Below are 16991 nucleotides of genomic sequence, written 5' to 3'. Positions count from 1 at the left end.
CGTTGAGAATTGCTCAGTGATTACACAGGATGGTACAACCTCAAAGACAAAAGTGTCAAGTGGCCTTACCAATTTGAGAAAGCGTTATTTGTGATGCAACACCCAAACATAATGTTGACTGAACTCAGAATGACTTACGTTTTGTTATTCTGAGTTCAGGCGAGTCTATACCACCCCATAGTCGTTTGACTTAAAACAGATGGAATAACGCAACCGATATTAGCCGAGCCTTAGAGCTGCTCTTCAGCAAATTCAGCTAGTCGACTGCGCACTACACCGTCTAGATTAATTGTTGCGCTACCAGAGAAGTTTTTGAATTTCTCAACTATGTAGGTTAAACCTGACGTGACAGCACTTAAATAATTACTGTCGATTTGCGCCAAATTGCCGCTGCAAATTAACTTAGTCCCTTCTCCACATCGAGTAATGATAGTTTTAAGTTGCGATGCCGTAAGATTTTGTGACTCATCTAGAATGACTATGGCGTTTTGAATACTGCGACCACGCATAAAATTGACTGATTTAAACTGAATGTTAGCTTTCTCCATAATGTAACTCATGGAGCCTTTGGCGTTTTCATCATTTTTATGTAGCACCTCTAAACTATCGGTAATGGCCGCTAGCCAAGGTGCCATTTTTTCTTCTTCGGTTCCGGGTAAAAAGCCAATAGATTCAGCTATTTCTGGGGTACTTCTAGTAACGATAATTTTATCGTACATATTTCTTTCTACCACCATTTCTAGTGCAGCAGCCAATGCCAATAGAGTCTTACCACTGCCTGCAGGCCCGGTTAATATGACTAAATCAATATGCGGATCAAGTAACGAATGCAATCCAATGGCTTGTCCGATATTTTTTGGCGAAATGCCCCAAGCTTTGCGACCCATAAGGCGTTCGTAACCAAGATCTAACACCTCTAAATGTTCACTAGTGACCGATTCGACTAACCCAGCAAAGTGTTGACTTTCATCTAATAAATATTCGTTTACATAAGCTTCTGGTAACACTTTACGCTCAATAGTGTGAATCGTGTCTCGACCTTCGGTACGACTATCGACAGACTTCACTTCATCCCAAAAATCTCCAGCAAACTGGTGAAAACCTTTGGACAGATATTTGATGTCGGTAACCATCTGATCGGTACGATAATCTTCAACGTGGGCTAATCCTGCTCCCTTCGCTTTTAGTCGCATGTTGATATCTTTAGTAACCAGAACTACCTGCTTTGAATGTTGTGTTTTTTGTAAATACAACGCGCTATTGATAATGCGGTTATCGTTTTCGTTGCTAGTGAACACTTGCTGCGATACAGGCATTCCATGATCGACAAAAATAGAAAGGCTACCAGAAGGGGCTGAATCCCCCGCTCCCATCCCTTGCATTGATACGCCCTGCATTAACTCTTCAGGTGTGGCTTCATGGAGTAAATCCTCCATTGCGCGAATAGATACCCTGGCATCTCTAGCCACATCTTTTTTACTGTCTTTAATATAATCCAGCTCTTCTAGCACAGTCATAGGAACAACAACGTCGTTTTCTTTGAAGGACAAAAAGGCGAGTGGTTCATGGAGGAGAATATTGGTATCTAAAACGTAAATCTTTGAACTTAATGCTTTTTTTCTTGGCATCCGGCGCTCCTGAAGGACTTAGATAAAGTGCCTGTCAGTTAAATCATGCTGTCGCTCTAGTAGTAAACACTTGTGCTCAAACAAATTTAACTACAGGTTTACCAACCCACAATAAAACACTTTCTTCCGACAATCATCTACTTTTAAACTGTTACCAGTTAATTTTTTGCTACAATGCGCGCCCCTCGTGAGGCGAGCATCAAAAGTAGTAATTCGATAAGTAAGGACTAGACCATGGCTAAGCAACAAATATTTGCCTTAGGGCAACGCTGGCTCAGTGACACCGAGACTGATTTAGGTCTGGGAACTATTGTACAAATTGAATCACGTACAGTGACAGTGTTATTCCCTGCTACAGGAGAAAGCCGTGTTTATGCCGCGCAAACGGCCCCATTAACTCGAATTGAATTTTTAATGGGCGACACGGTAAAAAGTCACGAAGGTTGGGAGTTATTGGTTGAGCAAGTAAAACAAGAAAGCGGTCAACTTATGTATATCGGGAATCGAATTGATAATGGCGAAACTGTCACCTTAAAAGAAACTTTCATTGACCACCATTTTCAGCTCAATCAACCTGAACAACGATTATTGAATGGTCAGTTCGACGATCCCAAGTGGTTTGACTTGAGAGAGCAGTGCCTATCTCATCAATTCGAGCACAACACCTCATCTTTATTAGGCTTTGTGGGCGCCCGCGTCGACCTCATACCTCACCAGTTACATATCGCGTCGGAAGTGGGACGACGTCACGCCCCGAGAGTATTATTAGCTGATGAAGTTGGACTCGGTAAAACCATCGAAGCAGCACTCATTATCCACCAGCAACTATTAACAGCCAGAGCCCAGCGAGTATTAATAGTGGTTCCCTCAAGCTTAGTACACCAATGGTTAGTAGAAATGTTACGCCGAGTGAACTTAGCCTTTTCTGTATTCGATGAAGAGCGCTGCGAAGCCATGTCTGATGACTCTGGCAATCCGTTTGAAGCAGAACAACTGATCATTTGTAGTCTTGACTTTTTAACTCACAACAGTCGTTATTACCAACAAGCATTAGAAGCTCAGTGGGATTTAATGGTAGTAGATGAGGCACATCATCTAACTTGGTCTGAGGGTCAGCCCTCTCAACAATACCAAATCATAGAAGGTTTAGCTGATGTCATTAAAGGTGTTTTACTACTCACAGCAACACCCGATCAACTGGGCCACGAAAGCCACTTTGCTAGGCTTAGATTACTCGATCCTGCACGTTTTCATGACTATCACAGTTTTGTAACCGAAGAAAAACAATATAGTCAACTTGCCACCGCTATTGGCCCCTTGCTTAGTGGTGCAAAACTTAACGATGATAATATTCACGCAATTGGTCAGTTTGCAGCGCCTGAGATGTTAAAGGATATCAACACGTCAGGAATGAGCGCGAAAACCAAACTGTTGCATACTTTATTGGACCAACATGGCACTGGTCGTTTGTTATTTAGAAACAGTCGAGCAGGTGTCAGTGGTTTTCCAACGAGAAAGTTATTTGGCTACTCTTTGCAGCAGCCAATTGAATATTCTTTGTTGCTCGCCGAAGATCCTAACAACTTGCAATTACAGTTGACTCCAGAAAGACACCCGGATGTCGTTAATACTTGGGTTAATTTTGATCCTAGAGTTGAGTGGTTTATTCAGCAGTTAAAATCACTAAAAGGTGAAAAAGTCCTAACCATTTGTGCCAATGCCAGTACCGCTTTGCAACTGTCTGAGGCTTTACGTATCAAAGCGGGTACTCGTTCCACTGTTTTCCATGAAGGAATGGGAATAGTTGAACGCGACAGAGCTGCCAATTATTTTGCTCAGTCTGAAGAAGGAGCTCAAGTATTGATTTGCAGTGAAATTGGCAGTGAAGGCCGCAATTTCCAGTTTGCACATCATCTAATTTTGTTCGATTTACCTTTAGTACCCGATCTTCTAGAACAACGAATTGGCCGCCTTGACCGAATCGGACAAAAACACGATGTGTGTATTCATGTGCCTTATTTTGATATGTCGGCTCAACAAGTGTTGCTCGATTGGTATCATCAGGGTTTAGGAGCATTCGAGCATACCTGTCCGACCGGCATGACTGTTTACGAAGAAACCCAAGAATTACTGCATGCCTGTATTCAAGATCCCAACGATATCCCAAAATCACAACAGCTAATCAACCAAACGGCGAGTTTGCACCGGCAGCTCAAACAAAAACTGGAGCAAGGCAGAGATAAATTACTTGAACTTAATTCATCTGGTAAAGGCCGAATTGATGGCCTCTTAGACGAAATTTTGCAAGCCGAGCAATCTCCCAAACTAGAACTATTTATGACACGGTTATTTGATGCTATTGGTTTATTACAGGAAGACCATGGTGAGAGTTGTTATTTGTTGCGCCCGACAGAAACCATGATTAGTCCTCTTCCTGGGTTGGACGAAGAAGGCATGACTGTTACCTATGAACGCACCACAGCAACACTTTTAGAACATGTCACTTTCTTAAGCTGGGATCATCCAATGATTCATCATGCCATGGATATGTTGACCACAGATATCATAGGCAAAAGCTCTGTCGCTTTTTGTAGTGACAAAAGCAAACCCGCTGGCGCTTATTGGTTAGAATGCCTTTTTGTACTTTCAGCCAAAGCGGCTCACGGCCTTCAACTGTCACGTTTTTTACCACCTACCCCCATTAAAATATGCATTGATGCCAATCTAACTTTGGTGAATGGCCAATTTATTCAGTTAGAACCGGTATTACCCAAAATGGGGAATCAGTTAATCAGCGCCTTAAAAGCACAATTAGAAAAGTGCTTGGATACCGCGCAACAGCAAGCTGAACAACAATCACAAATAGTGAGAACTAAACGAATAGACCAGATGCAGGAAATGTTAGTTACAGAGCACGATAGACTGCAACGCTTACAAAAAGTGAACCCTTCTATTCGTGATGAAGAAATTGAACACATTGCGAACCAAATCAATAGCCTAAAAAATATCATGAGCGAAGCGAAGTTAAACCTTGAAGCGGTCAGGTTAATTGTAAATAACCCTAAATAGGTACTATCTGATGGCTCTTCTTAACTATACCCCTCCAACCAATCCGTATTTGCAAATCATCGCACAAGATGACGATATTCTAGTGCTCAATAAACCGAGTGGTCTATTGAGCGTTCCTGGCAAGGCTAAAGAACATGCTGATAGTTTACAAACTCGTGTACAAAGAGTATTTCCTTGTGCAACAGTGGTTCATCGCTTAGACATGGCCACCTCAGGATTGATGATCATGGCATTGAATAAGCCCGCCCATAGGCATATTTCCAAACAATTTGAGCTACGTGAAACATCCAAAACCTATCAAGCCATTGTATTTGGAAAAGTACAGCAAGATGCAGGAGAGATAAATTTACCTCTTATTTGTGATTGGCCAAACCGTCCAAAACAAATGGTAGACCATGAACGCGGTAAAAAGGCACTCACACGTTGGCAAGTGCTTGAACGAAACAATCACTCAACCAGAATGGAACTGACACCAGTTACTGGCCGCTCACATCAACTAAGAGTACACATGTTAAGTATGCAGCATCCCATTATAGGAGATCGGCTATACGCCCATGAAGAAGCGTTAAGTATGGCGAGTAGGCTAAACTTACACGCTATGCGCCTTAGTTTTCGCCATCCAAGCAGCGAGCAGCTGTTACATTTTGAGACACCGGTGCCGTTTTAATTGATTAACTAAAAATTTTCTTTGCGATGTTCATGGCGTAATATTCCAAACATATCCATGTCATGAAAATCATTGTTCCAGTAACATTTTCCCCGTAGCTTACCTTCGAAATGAAACCCTAAACGTTTTACCAATTGTTGCGACGGTTTATTGGTTGGCAAAATGAGTGCTTCTACACGATGTACGTAGAAATGAAAATTGTCTGCAAAAATAAAATCCAAAATACTCGCGACTGCTTCAGTGGCAAATCCCTTTCCCCAATATTCTTTAGATAACTCGTAGCCCACAACGGCACTGTGATCAAATTCGTTCCAATTGGTATAGCCACACGTACCTATACATTTTCCGCTGGATTTATCACGTATTGCCCATCTAATCCCAGTATTACTGGCAAACCTTGCGTCAAAGTATGCCATCAATTGGTCGGCTTCTTCGACGCTTTTAAAGCGTTCTACATCATAGTGCTCAACAGTTTTAGGATCTGAAAAAATAGCGAATATGGTATCGCGATCCTCTACTGTGAGTTTATTGAGTAACAATCGCTGAGTCTCAATGATTGGAAATTTCAGAATGGTCACCAAATCTCTAGTTTAAAAATGACTGTGAGCCCATTATTAACTAAATAATGTCGAGTGCAAAACTAAAGAACTACTTATGTCTTTCCGATAACCTAGTTGGGTTACTTAATCAGAGTTATTACCGTTATTAAATTTCTGCTTTTATTCATTCTAGTCACGTTGTGCTCCCAAAGTTATGGGGCACCAGATAAACAATTACTAAGAAGATTGGATATTCAGCGTGGGTTATTTTCTGACACTTATCAAAGTTTTGAAATAGATGAACAGCAAGTCATCTATGTATTACGAGAACATACCACAGCCATTGCTCGTGGAGTAGCGGTTATGATTGCAGACACAGGAGTGCCCATCACGAGTGAAGCAGGATTTTCAGGATTAGCTGACGAACTCAATAAAATTGGCTGGGTCACTATTTTACTTCCCGCACCAGATGCTGGATTTACGCCAACTATCTATAGAGAACAGGCGCCTAACTCAGTCGAGAATGAAATCATTGCTGAGGGGGCAGAGCCCGTTGCGGCAACCGACCCACAAGAACTAGCCCCCACCGAAACGGCAACGAATATGGATATCAGTCAAGCAGCTGTATCGGTGATCGATAATGTCGCTTTTATCAAACACGAGCAACAATTGGTTGCTCTTTTGCAGGCTGTTATCGAAAAAGCCAAAGAATATCCCGGTTTCTTTTTAGTTATCAGCAAAGGTACAAGTGCAGCATGGTTAAGTAAAATTTACGCAGAAAAAACCGTCGAAAGTCCCGATGCGTTTGTTGCTATCAGCCCTTTTTGGCCTGATAGAAAACACAATCAGCGTCTACCAATTTGGATTGCAAACACTACAATGCCAGTATTGGATCTGTTTAGTGGCGGAGACAATGGATGGGCACAAATGACAGTGGCAGAACGTCAAATTGCTGCAATCAAAGCACTCAAGCTGCAGTACCGACAAAGAAAATTGTTGGGCTTTAATACCTCTTCGTATCATAGCGGCTACGTTAGTAAAGAAATTTATGGTTGGGTCAGCCGTATGGGCTGGTAATTAACCCTAATTAATGTCACTCCCGATCACTTCATCAAATGCAGCGAGCTTTAAGAATCCTTTCTATTGTCTGTAAAAATAAAAATTCTAGCTATACTTAATCACAATTGTCACCATCTTATTGCAAAGGTTAAGTTAGTGTCTACCGTGAGTCATTTTGTACATAGTAAGTCCAAACAGCTGGCATATTTTGTCCGTGGATTCTTACAACACAAGATCCCCTATTCTGAGTTAGATTTGTTTTTTTGGGATACTATGGAGGAGTGGGCACAAATAAAAAAAGGAAAGAATTTACCTTACGAAAACACTGAACAAGTATTTTGGCACTTGTTGCATCAAGTACACTACTGGCCTAAAAAGGCGCTCACCGAAGATCTCTATTTAAGAGGTGAACTAGAAACCTGTTTATGCTGCCTAGAAAGTGATGGTGATTATCCGATGCCCCTAGACTGCATCGGTATAAGACCCTAGATAGCTTGCTCTTTGTCTGCCTCTTCGCCTTGCTTACTATTCCAAGGTGCGATTTTAAGCAACATCAACATTCCCGGTAAGGCGCAAACAAAACAAATAATAAAAAACTGTGTGTAACCTACGGACTCTATTATGAAACCAGTAGTCGCACTCACGAAAGTGCGGGGGATGACCGCGATACTAGAAAATAACGCAAACTGAGTAGCCGTAAAGTTTTTATTGGTAGACTTTGCCATATAGGCAATAAGTGCAACTGAACCTAAGCCAACACCTAAGTATTCAAAGCCGCTAGCAATCGCGAGCATAAGATGATTGTATCCAATGACGGAAAGTAATACATACCCCAAGATGGAAACCAATTGGAATACGCCAAAAATCCATAAACTTCGATTGATACCCAACTTAACCATCGCTAAACCGCCCAGAACCGTCCCAACGGTAGCGCCAATTGTTTTGGATATTTTTGCGATTGAACCAATTTCTACTGTTGAAAACCCCATGTCCATGAAAAATGGCGTTTCTAAGGCAGTAGCCATACTATCGCCTAGTTTATACAAAACCAAAAACAGCAACATCCAAACAGCTTGCTGCCAACCATCTCGTTGAAAAAACTCCTTAAAAGGCTCGATAACTGCAATACGCATTGTTTGTGGTTCGTCTCCAGGTTTAGATGACTCTTTGATTAAAAGAGTAGTGACTAAGCCAACTAACATAAAAACCGCAATACTCAAGTGGGCCACTGACCAAGGGAAAAACCCTGCTAAGATCATCGCCAGTGAACCGGGGATAAATGACGACAATCTATAGGCTTGCGCATAAAAAGCATTACCTGCTCCCAGTTCATCATCCGGCAATATTTCTCTCCGGTAAGCATCAATCACAATGTCTTGGCTGGCGCTGAAAAAAGAAATTGCCGAAACAATCAGTATAATCTGACTAAGCTGAGTAGCTGGATTAAACAAAGACAACGCACTCATTAATGCGATTAACATGATTTGTGTTACAAACATCCACCCTCGACGTCGTCCAAAAAAGGGCAACACAAACCTATCCATTACTGGTGACCACAAAAACTTCCACGTATACGGAAACAATACGAGATTGATTAGCCCAATAGTTGATAAATCTACTTCAGCAGAACGCAACCAAGCTGGTACAAATTGAATAAGTAAATAAAGGGGTAAGCCAGAAGAAAATCCTGTTGTAATGCATATTAACATGCGCTTATTCAAGATCGCTTCTTTGAAGGTTTTGTTAGACATTAAGACACGCTATTGTTATTAGTTTTATTTAAGACGCTTGCGAATTGCAGACATGAAATAGATTTATACAGCAAGAACGACTCGGTTCCTACCTGACTCTTTTGCTTGATACAAAGCTTTGTCGGCTGAGTCTAACCATTGAGTACTGTTGTTGTAAGTTTTCGTAAAAGCAGCAATTCCAATACTGATTGTAAATGTAATATCAATCTCATCATATTTCACTGTGCATTTCTCAACTAAACGGCGAATACGTTCTGAAACGAACTCCACATTGGCAACAGGCGTATCTGGCAAAAGAATCGCAAATTCTTCACCACCATAGCGGCCAGCTATATCGGTTTCACGGATAGCTTTTGTAATAATATTGGACAAAGCCTTGATCACTTCATCGCCGGCAGGATGACCGTACGTATCATTAACCTTCTTAAAATGATCGATATCTAACATAATAAGTGTTGATGGATTATCACTTCGAATACTTCTTTTGTATTCCATAACGAACTGTTCTTCCCAGAAACGTCTATTATAAAGCCCCGTTAAGCCATCTACCCGACCAAGTTCTTCTAACTGACTATTGAGAGATTGCATATCCAATCGAGTCACTGCTTCGTCGGTGACATCATATATAACCAAACACACCTGTTCTACTTTTCCAGTCAACGAAGCTAAAGGAAAGATCGTAATATTCTGGTACATAAAATTAGCTTGCGAGGTGATAGGCCGATTGCAGTCGAAATGAAATAAATAGGGTCGTTGTTCCCAAATAATAAACACCGGACTTTTTAAAGAAAACGCTGGTGCGGCCTTACTAGTAAACCAATGTTGATCAATTTCAGGGAAAAACTCGAATAAATTTTTGTCTTGGATCATCCCAGGCACTATGCTGCTATGGTTCTCCATGAACTGATTCCACACTTGTACATTATAATTCTTATCCAAAACCACGATCCCTACCTCAATCGATCCGAGGAGATCATGTTTCCAATGCATTTCTTCCAGACTACTGTCTACCGCCATAAAATCAGACCTTAATTTTGAAATGTGACAAGTTTATCGAATACTAAGTCGATAGATTTATTAGGAAATAACAACAATAAATCAAAGCTTATGTCCTGACTCTTGATCGAATATGCAATTTCGATAGCTAACATATCTTCTTTTCTACGGGTGGTGTTTTTTAAAATATCATCCAAATCGCAGTGTCGCCCCAAAATGATTGGATGGTTATGACTAAATACCGAGTGCAATTGCTCCGACAATGCCCTTAAGCAGGCGCCAATTAATATGTTTGAAACATCCATCAGCGCTTCAAGCTCTAAAGAACTGCTATTATTATCCCCTGAATATTTCAACAACTTAACCATATTACCAAAGTTAGAATCGTTGAAAATCACCAAGGCTTCCCCATTAATACCTGCACTTATAAAACCTTGTGAAACGGCTGATACACTCTCATTGCGTTGAATATCAGCTATTGCCATATGCAGTTCAGTATTGGTGATCAAATTAACATTTGGGATCGGCAAATCAATAAACTCACCAAGCAACTTAGCAAGGCTTTCTCCAGCTTGCCCCATAGCCACATTGGCCATTTCTCGGTAAGCATCTAACTTTTCTACTTGGGAGTTTTCCGATGCTGGTTTAACGTCTGTAACACGCTTATTCGCAGAAGCCTTTCCAGTATATAGTCCAAATTGATTAAGAATTTCTGCCAACTTTGCGTTGTCAGTTGGCTTACGGATAAATTCGAGGGCACCCAGCGCTAACATTCGCTTGCGTGCCTCGGGTTGTACGTCTCCAGACACCACTATCACCATAGTAGGTAAGTCTTCATCCTTGATTGCTTGCATGGTCTGATAACCATCCATTACAGGCATGTTTAAATCCAGAAACATCACGTCCGCTTTTCCTGCTCTGATCAACTCCAACGCTTCTTGCCCGTGTTCGGCAAAATTTATTTCGACATCCCAGCCGTCAGGAATAGATCTTTGCATTTGTTTACGAGCGAAACTTGAATCATCACAAATAAGTACAGGAGTAGTCATATGAAAATTGTCACCTGATTTTAGTCAGCCTAACGCCAATTTTATATAGCAATTGGCGCTTTGATGTGGTCATGTGCCTGATAGTCTTGTAATTCGAAATCTTTGATTTCAAAAGCAAAGATATCGCTAATACTAGGATTGATTTTCATTTTCGGCAAGGCGTAAGGTTGCCGAGTGAGTTGTAATTTTGCTTGCTCCAAATGATTCAAATATAAATGTGCGTCTCCTAAGGTATGAATAAAGTCTCCCACCTCTAAATCGCAAACTTGCGCTAACATCATAGTCAACAATGCGTAACTTGCAATATTGAAGGGAACGCCCAAAAATATGTCACCACTACGTTGATATAATTGACAAGATAACTTCCCTTCCAACACATAAAATTGGAACATTGTGTGACAAGGTGGCAAAGCTTGCCTACCTTGCTCTGCGTTTTCCTTGGGAGAAAAACGGGTATCGGGCAAAACAGCGGGGTTCCAAGCGCTAACTATTAATCGCCTTGAATCAGGGTTGTTTTTGATTTGTTCCACTAACTCGCTGATTTGATCAATAACCTGTCCGTCTGCACCTTCCCAGCTGCGCCACTGTTTTCCGTATACAGGTCCTAATTCACCATCGTCTGTGGCCCATTCATCCCAAATTTTTACATTATTTTCGGTTAGATAAGCGATATTTGTTTCGCCTTTCAAAAACCATAATAATTCGTGAATGATGGAACGTAAGTGGCACTTTTTAGTGGTAACCAAAGGAAAGCCGGCGTTTAGGTCGAAGCGCATTTGATAACCAAATACACTTAATGTTCCGGTTCCAGTGCGGTCTTCTTTTTTTACACCTGTGTCTAATACATGTTGCATTAGCTGTAAATATTGTTGCATTCTGCTTAATCTCTTAATAGGTTAAAATTTATTATTTATATACCGGCGCGCATCAATCCGCCCAACCCAACTGATTCAAGATAAAGGTTTATTTCTTCACGTACATCTATAGGATTATTTAAGGTCAGTACCTTAGCCAATAATTGTTCGGCACTACCACGGTGAATATTGCGAATAATCCACTTTACTTTAAGTAGATTATGATTATTCATGCTAAGTTTTCTGTAGCCCATTGCCAGCAATAATACCACCCCACCAGGCTCCCCTGCCAATTCACCACATACAGTGACCGGTACTTGTAATAGGTCAGAATGTTTAGCAATAGTATGTAAAGCGCTTAACACCGCTGGGTGATAACTGTCGTATAAATCAGCTACCCGTGCATTATTGCGGTCTACAGCTAACAGATATTGAGTTAAATCATTACTGCCTACCGAGAAAAAATCTACAATTTTGGAAAGTTGTGGTAATTGATAGAGAACCGCTGGCACTTCCAACATCACCCCAATTTTAGGCATATGAAGCGTTTGCCCTTGCTCTTGGGCTTCTTCTTCAACCTCATGGAACGCTTGGCGAATAAGGCGTTTTGCCTCACTTACTTCACTTACGGAGGTGATCATCGGCAACATGATACCTAAGTTCTCCAAACCAATACTAGCACGGAGCATTGCTCTGATTTGTACCAATAAAATTTCAGGGTGATCTAAGGTTAGACGGATCCCACGCCAGCCAAGAAAAGGATTTTCTTCTGATATAGGAAAATATGGTAAAGGTTTGTCTCCCCCCACATCTAAGGTACGCATAGTAAAGGGTTTATTGGGTTCAGCTTCAAGCAAGCCTCGGTAGAGCTCTACTTGTTCTAATTCGGTAGGAAATCGTTCTCGCATCATAAAAGGAATTTCGGTACGGAACAGTCCTACGCCATCGGAGAAAGGATTATCATTTGCTTCGGCTTCTAGTGATAATCCGGCATTGGTAAACAAGCGGATTTCACAATTATCCGTAGTAATAGCCGGTAACGAATCTTCAGAATGAATACGCTCTGATAATAATTGCTCTTCAAGCAATAACTGCTCAAATTCCCGTCTTATCGTGGTATTCGGTGAAACAATCACGTCACCGGTGTAACCGTCGAGTAAAATTTCTTTATCGTGCAGCAAAGCAATGGGTATATTGCTCAGCCCCATAACAGCAGGCACTCCCATGGCTCGAGCCATAATAGCTGCGTGGGAATTGTTTGACCCCCGCATAGAAACAATGGCCACGAGCTTTTCCTTAGGGAACTCAGCCAACATCACGGCAGTGACTTCTTCGGCAATTAAGATAGCCTGTTCAGGGATCTCGCGCTTTTCATTTTTTACCGCAGTAAATCCCAAAATATTGGCCAGCACCCTATTGCCCATATCTTCAACATCTACAGCTCGTTCGCGCATGTAGGGGTCATTCATAGCTTGAAATTGACGAATATAGTTCTCGACAACCATTTTCAAAGATGTGGCCGCATCCCACCCAGATTTGATTTCTTTTTCTACGTCCCGACCTAAACTATTTGCATCGAGTAAGTGATAATACAACTGAAAAATCGCGCGCACATCGTCAGGCACTTCTCCTTGCATACGCTCTGACAACACTGCCATATCGGCTTGCGTTTGCTTTACTGCATGTCGGTAGTTCTGTACTTGTACTTCATGATCGTCACTGCGCTTAGGCACATGGCTGTGAATGCTGACCATCATGTTTTGTAGATAACCCACGCCACTTGCCAATCCTGAAGAGCCAGGCACACCCTTTAAAGATTTTTGCCAGTCTTTGGGAACATTTTCTTGTAATAAGTTAATTGACCCACGGGCTTTTGCGTTAGCTATTTCAACAGCCAGTTGCATCGCTAAAGTTACCAAAAAGGCTTCTTCGTTTTCACTAAAGCGTCTTTTGCGTTTTTGCTGTAGCGTTAACACCCCCAACACTTTGCGCTGATGGATGATTGGGGCACCTAAAAAAGCATGGTAATTGTCTTCTTGAACTTCTGGATAGAACTTAAAGCGAGGGTGTCTTTGCGCATCACTTATATTGAGTGGTTCTTCACGCTGCCCAATTAGGCCCACTAGCCCTTCTGAAAAGCCAACTGATACTTGACCAACAGCGGTCTTTGCTAAGCCTTTAGTCGCAACCAACATAAAGTGTTGCTGCTCATAGTCAGCTAAATAAATACTACATGAGTCAACTTTTAACGCTTCTATTAACCTATTTGCCAAACAGCTCAAGGCATCATCAAATACGGGAATTTGATTCACTTCTTGAACGATACGTTTAAGCGTAGTTAGCATAAAACTTGTTTATCTCTCATGAATATCTGGTTAATTAGGACCTAGTGACCATTCAAATGTCGCCAAGATTTCCTTAAAATGTACACTATCAAGGCGAAATCTATGAAGTTTAGTCGTCCAAGTAAACGGGTTTTAACGCCGACTGAGTGCGTTTTGAGGAAAACCCTTCGGACATGACCATTCATTTCCATACAAATAAATGGTCAACAATTTCTAAGCCTTTCTGCGCCGTTTTGACTTTTGATAGCCACCTTGGTTTTGCACTACCGTATCTGGCATTGCGGTTGCCGAAAACTCCTTCATCACGCGACGGTAAACATCCCGTTTGAAAGACACCACATTGCGAACTGGGTACCAGAAGCTGACCCAGCGCCAGTCGTCAAATTCAGGATGGCCTGATTGTAATAAGTCTACATCCTCTTCTTTACAGACAAGTTGCAGTAAAAACCATTTCTGTTTTTGTCCGATACAAACAGGATTACTCCCTTGCCTAACCAATCGCTTAGGCAATTTGTAACGCAACCAATTTTTGGTGACCCCCAGAATTTTTACATGTTCCGGCTTTAACCCTACTTCTTCATGGAGTTCGCGATACATTGTTTGTTCAGCAGTTTCACCTTCATCGATTCCGCCTTGCGGAAACTGCCAAGAATGTTGCCCATAACGTCTAGCCCAAAAAACCTGGCCTAACGTATTGCAAATCACTATACCAACATTGGCGCGGAATCCTTCGGCATCAATCACTTAGACTCCCGAGAACTCAATTCTTTTAATGTCATGCATTCTTCCATAAACTACCGTGCATTCAAAGGAATAAAAAAAGTATTCAATAAGTAAAAGTATCCAAATGAAACTATTTAGCATGCCAAATACCGAACCTAAATCTAAGCTAGAGTTAATGCAAAGAGCGTCAGCGTTGGCAGGACTCACCTTAGGTGAGGTAGCAGAGTTGGCTCGCGTAAAAGTTCCCAATGACTTCAAGCGTGAAAAAGGCTGGACTGGGCAACTGCTGGAGCTGTGCCTCGGAGCCAGTGCAGGCTCTAAATCCCAACAAGATTTTGCCGGTTTAGGTGTAGAGTTAAAAACAATTCCTATTGATGAGCAGGGTAAACCTTTAGAAACGACTTACGTTTGTTTTGCACCTCTGACAAACATTGCTGGCATAGAATGGCAAACCAGCAGCGTTAAAAACAAGATCCAACAAGTACTTTGGATCCCTATCGATGGAAGAAGAGAAGTCGCGCCACGAGATAGATGTATAGCCACCCCCTTTTTATGGTCGCCCGATAAACAACAAGACGAGCAATTACGCACTGACTGGGAAGAGTTAATGGAAATGATTGCCCTAGGTCAGATAGAAAAAATTACTGCTAGGCACGGACAATACTTGCAATTAAGACCCAAGGCCGCCAACGGTAATGCATTAACAAAAGCAGTGGGAAGTAATGGACAGATAATTGAAACTAGACCACGAGGATTTTACTTAAGAAAAGAGTTCACTGGAAAAATTCTGCAGGCTTTTTTCAATAATGTCCCATAATAGCGATAAGCATGAATTTGTCACTCACACTTATCGCTATGTGGCGTGTATTTCAGGGATTAACTTGGTGTCCTTAAGACCATCAATCTAATCTCCGTCATATCTTCCATTGCAAAAGTGATCCCTTCACGTCCTAACCCTGATTCTTTCACGCCGCCGTAGGGCATGTTGTCTACGCGCCAGCTAGGTACGTCACCAATCACCACACCGCCTACATCTAGTTCGTCCCAAGCTTTGTGAGCTTTATAGATATCACGAGTGAATACACCGGCTTGTAAACCAAACTGACTGTTGTTTACCTCTTTTAGCGCTTCATCAAAATCACTGAATGAGCTTAATACTGATACTGGACCAAAGGCTTCTTCGGTATTGATAGCGGCATCAGCGGGTACGTTTTCAAGCAAAGTCGCTTGCAACATGTTTCCGTCACGTTTACCGCCACATAATAGTTTGGCACCCGCTGCGACCGCTTCTTGAACCCAAGTGTCTAAACGTGATGCTTCAGATTCAGAAATCATCGGACCAATAAAGGTATCTTCTTTTAATGGATCACCATGTACTAAGTTAGCGACTCGATCGGTATAACGTTTTTTGAAATCATCATAAATAGATTCATGTACAATTACCCGCTGCACACTGATACAACTTTGGCCTGATTGGTAATAAGCACCAAATACTATACGTTCGATGGCATCATCTAAATCAGAGTCGTGGTCAACCACACAAGCAGCGTTGCCACCTAATTCTAAGATCACTGGTTTTTTACCGGCTTTTGCTTTTAAGTCCCAACCTACTTGCGGTGAGCCAGTAAAACTAAGCAATTTAAATCTGTCGTCAGTAGTGAATAAATCCGCACCATCTCGACTACAAGGTAAGATTGAAAACGCGCCTTTAGGTAAATCAGTTTCTGCTAAAATTTCACCAATGATAATCGCCCCTAAGGGAGTGCGGCTAGCTGGCTTAAGTACAAACGCACAACCAGTGGCCAAGGCGGGAGCAATTTTGTGTGCAGCTAAGTTTAACGGGAAATTAAAAGGCGAAATAAAAGAACAAGGGCCAATCGGTACACGTTTGTACATACCGGTGTAGCCTTTAGCGCGAGGGGTAATTTCGAGGTTCAACACCTCGCCATGCATTCGAACCGATTCTTCTGCAGCAATACGAAAGGTATCAATTAAACGCGTCACTTCTCCGCGAGCGTCTTTAATGGGTTTTCCAGCTTCGATACACAAAGCATGGGCCAACTCATCAAAACGTTCTTCAAAACGTTTAACACAATGGTTAATAATATTTTGACGCTCATAAGGTGCCATCTTATTTAACAAAGGTTGACTGGCTTGCGCAGCAGCAATGGCTTGATCTATGACTGTCGCATCGGCCATAGCCACATGTGTTGCCACCTCATTGGTATATTTGTTAGTGATTTCCAAATCTTGGTTGGCAAAAACGGCTTCATTTGCCAAATAATAGGGGTAAGCTTTCTCTAACATGTTG

The 16991-nt window shown here is 41.7% G+C and carries 14 protein-coding genes; 5 read left to right on the top strand and 9 right to left on the bottom strand.

From position 1 onward, the window contains the following. Window positions 1-230: 230 nt before the first annotated feature. Complete coding sequence (locus ABJK37_RS19530) at window positions 231-1628, bottom strand: PhoH family protein (protein ID WP_348357368.1); 1398 nt, start codon at window positions 1626-1628, stop codon at window positions 231-233. A 234-nt stretch (window positions 1629-1862) separates the two neighbouring features. On the opposite strand from ABJK37_RS19530, the gene rapA reads away from it, so the two are divergent. Continuing rightward, window positions 1863-4697, top strand: coding sequence for an RNA polymerase-associated protein RapA (rapA, locus tag ABJK37_RS19525; protein ID WP_348357366.1), 2835 nt, complete (start codon window positions 1863-1865; stop codon window positions 4695-4697). Between the two features lie 10 nt (window positions 4698-4707). Next, window positions 4708-5364, top strand: coding sequence for an RluA family pseudouridine synthase (locus ABJK37_RS19520; RefSeq protein ID WP_348357365.1), 657 nt, complete (start codon window positions 4708-4710; stop codon window positions 5362-5364). Between the two features lie 8 nt (window positions 5365-5372). On the opposite strand, the gene ABJK37_RS19515 is transcribed toward ABJK37_RS19520, so the two are convergent. Beyond that, window positions 5373-5942 carry a GNAT family N-acetyltransferase gene (locus ABJK37_RS19515; protein ID WP_348357363.1) on the bottom strand — a complete coding sequence of 190 codons (570 nt, stop codon included), beginning with the start codon at window positions 5940-5942 and terminating at the stop codon, window positions 5373-5375. 96 nt (window positions 5943-6038) lie between these two features. On the opposite strand from ABJK37_RS19515, the gene ABJK37_RS19510 reads away from it, so the two are divergent. After that, on the top strand, window positions 6039-6980 hold the full coding sequence (locus ABJK37_RS19510) for a DUF3530 family protein (protein WP_348357361.1): 942 nt from the start codon (window positions 6039-6041) through the stop codon (window positions 6978-6980). Window positions 6981-7118: 138 nt separating this feature from the next. Continuing rightward, on the top strand, window positions 7119-7451 hold the full coding sequence (locus ABJK37_RS19505; RefSeq protein ID WP_348357359.1) for a hypothetical protein: 333 nt from the start codon (window positions 7119-7121) through the stop codon (window positions 7449-7451). Here ABJK37_RS19505 and ABJK37_RS19500 read toward each other — a convergent pair. From ABJK37_RS19500 to rppH, 6 genes are all read right to left on the bottom strand, one after another. Next, on the bottom strand, window positions 7448-8713 hold the full coding sequence (locus tag ABJK37_RS19500) for an AmpG family muropeptide MFS transporter (RefSeq protein WP_348357357.1): 1266 nt from the start codon (window positions 8711-8713) through the stop codon (window positions 7448-7450). The two genes, ABJK37_RS19505 and ABJK37_RS19500, sit on opposite strands and share 4 nt — an antisense overlap. A gap of 63 nt (window positions 8714-8776) precedes the next feature. Beyond that, window positions 8777-9730 (bottom strand): GGDEF domain-containing protein, encoded by a 954-nt coding sequence (locus ABJK37_RS19495; RefSeq protein WP_348357355.1) that lies wholly within the window; start codon window positions 9728-9730, stop codon window positions 8777-8779. A gap of 11 nt (window positions 9731-9741) precedes the next feature. Continuing rightward, the gene (locus ABJK37_RS19490; protein ID WP_348357353.1) at window positions 9742-10758 is read right to left on the bottom strand and encodes a response regulator; all 1017 of its coding nucleotides are present in this window, start codon (window positions 10756-10758) and stop codon (window positions 9742-9744) included. Between the two features lie 41 nt (window positions 10759-10799). Further along, a complete protein-coding gene (locus tag ABJK37_RS19485; RefSeq protein WP_348357351.1) occupies window positions 10800-11633 on the bottom strand; it encodes a thymidylate synthase in 834 nt (277 codons plus the stop codon). Between the two features lie 35 nt (window positions 11634-11668). After that, on the bottom strand, window positions 11669-13957 hold the full coding sequence (gene ptsP / locus ABJK37_RS19480) for a phosphoenolpyruvate--protein phosphotransferase (protein ID WP_348357349.1): 2289 nt from the start codon (window positions 13955-13957) through the stop codon (window positions 11669-11671). A gap of 213 nt (window positions 13958-14170) precedes the next feature. Further along, complete coding sequence (gene rppH, locus ABJK37_RS19475) at window positions 14171-14701, bottom strand: RNA pyrophosphohydrolase (protein ID WP_348357347.1); 531 nt, start codon at window positions 14699-14701, stop codon at window positions 14171-14173. 103 nt (window positions 14702-14804) lie between these two features. On the opposite strand from rppH, the gene mutH reads away from it, so the two are divergent. Then, on the top strand, window positions 14805-15497 hold the full coding sequence (gene mutH / locus ABJK37_RS19470; RefSeq protein ID WP_348357345.1) for a DNA mismatch repair endonuclease MutH: 693 nt from the start codon (window positions 14805-14807) through the stop codon (window positions 15495-15497). 59 nt (window positions 15498-15556) lie between these two features. Here mutH and ABJK37_RS19465 read toward each other — a convergent pair whose 3' ends face one another. Then, the gene (locus tag ABJK37_RS19465; protein WP_348357343.1) at window positions 15557-16987 is read right to left on the bottom strand and encodes an aldehyde dehydrogenase family protein; all 1431 of its coding nucleotides are present in this window, start codon (window positions 16985-16987) and stop codon (window positions 15557-15559) included. Between the last annotated feature and the right edge of the window lie 4 nt (window positions 16988-16991).

This window comes from Paraglaciecola sp. (genome assembly GCF_039964565.1).
Lineage (GTDB): Bacteria > Pseudomonadota > Gammaproteobacteria > Enterobacterales > Alteromonadaceae > Paraglaciecola.
Note: the sequence above shows the minus strand (reverse complement) of the source record. Positions and strands in the feature narration are given on the sequence as shown.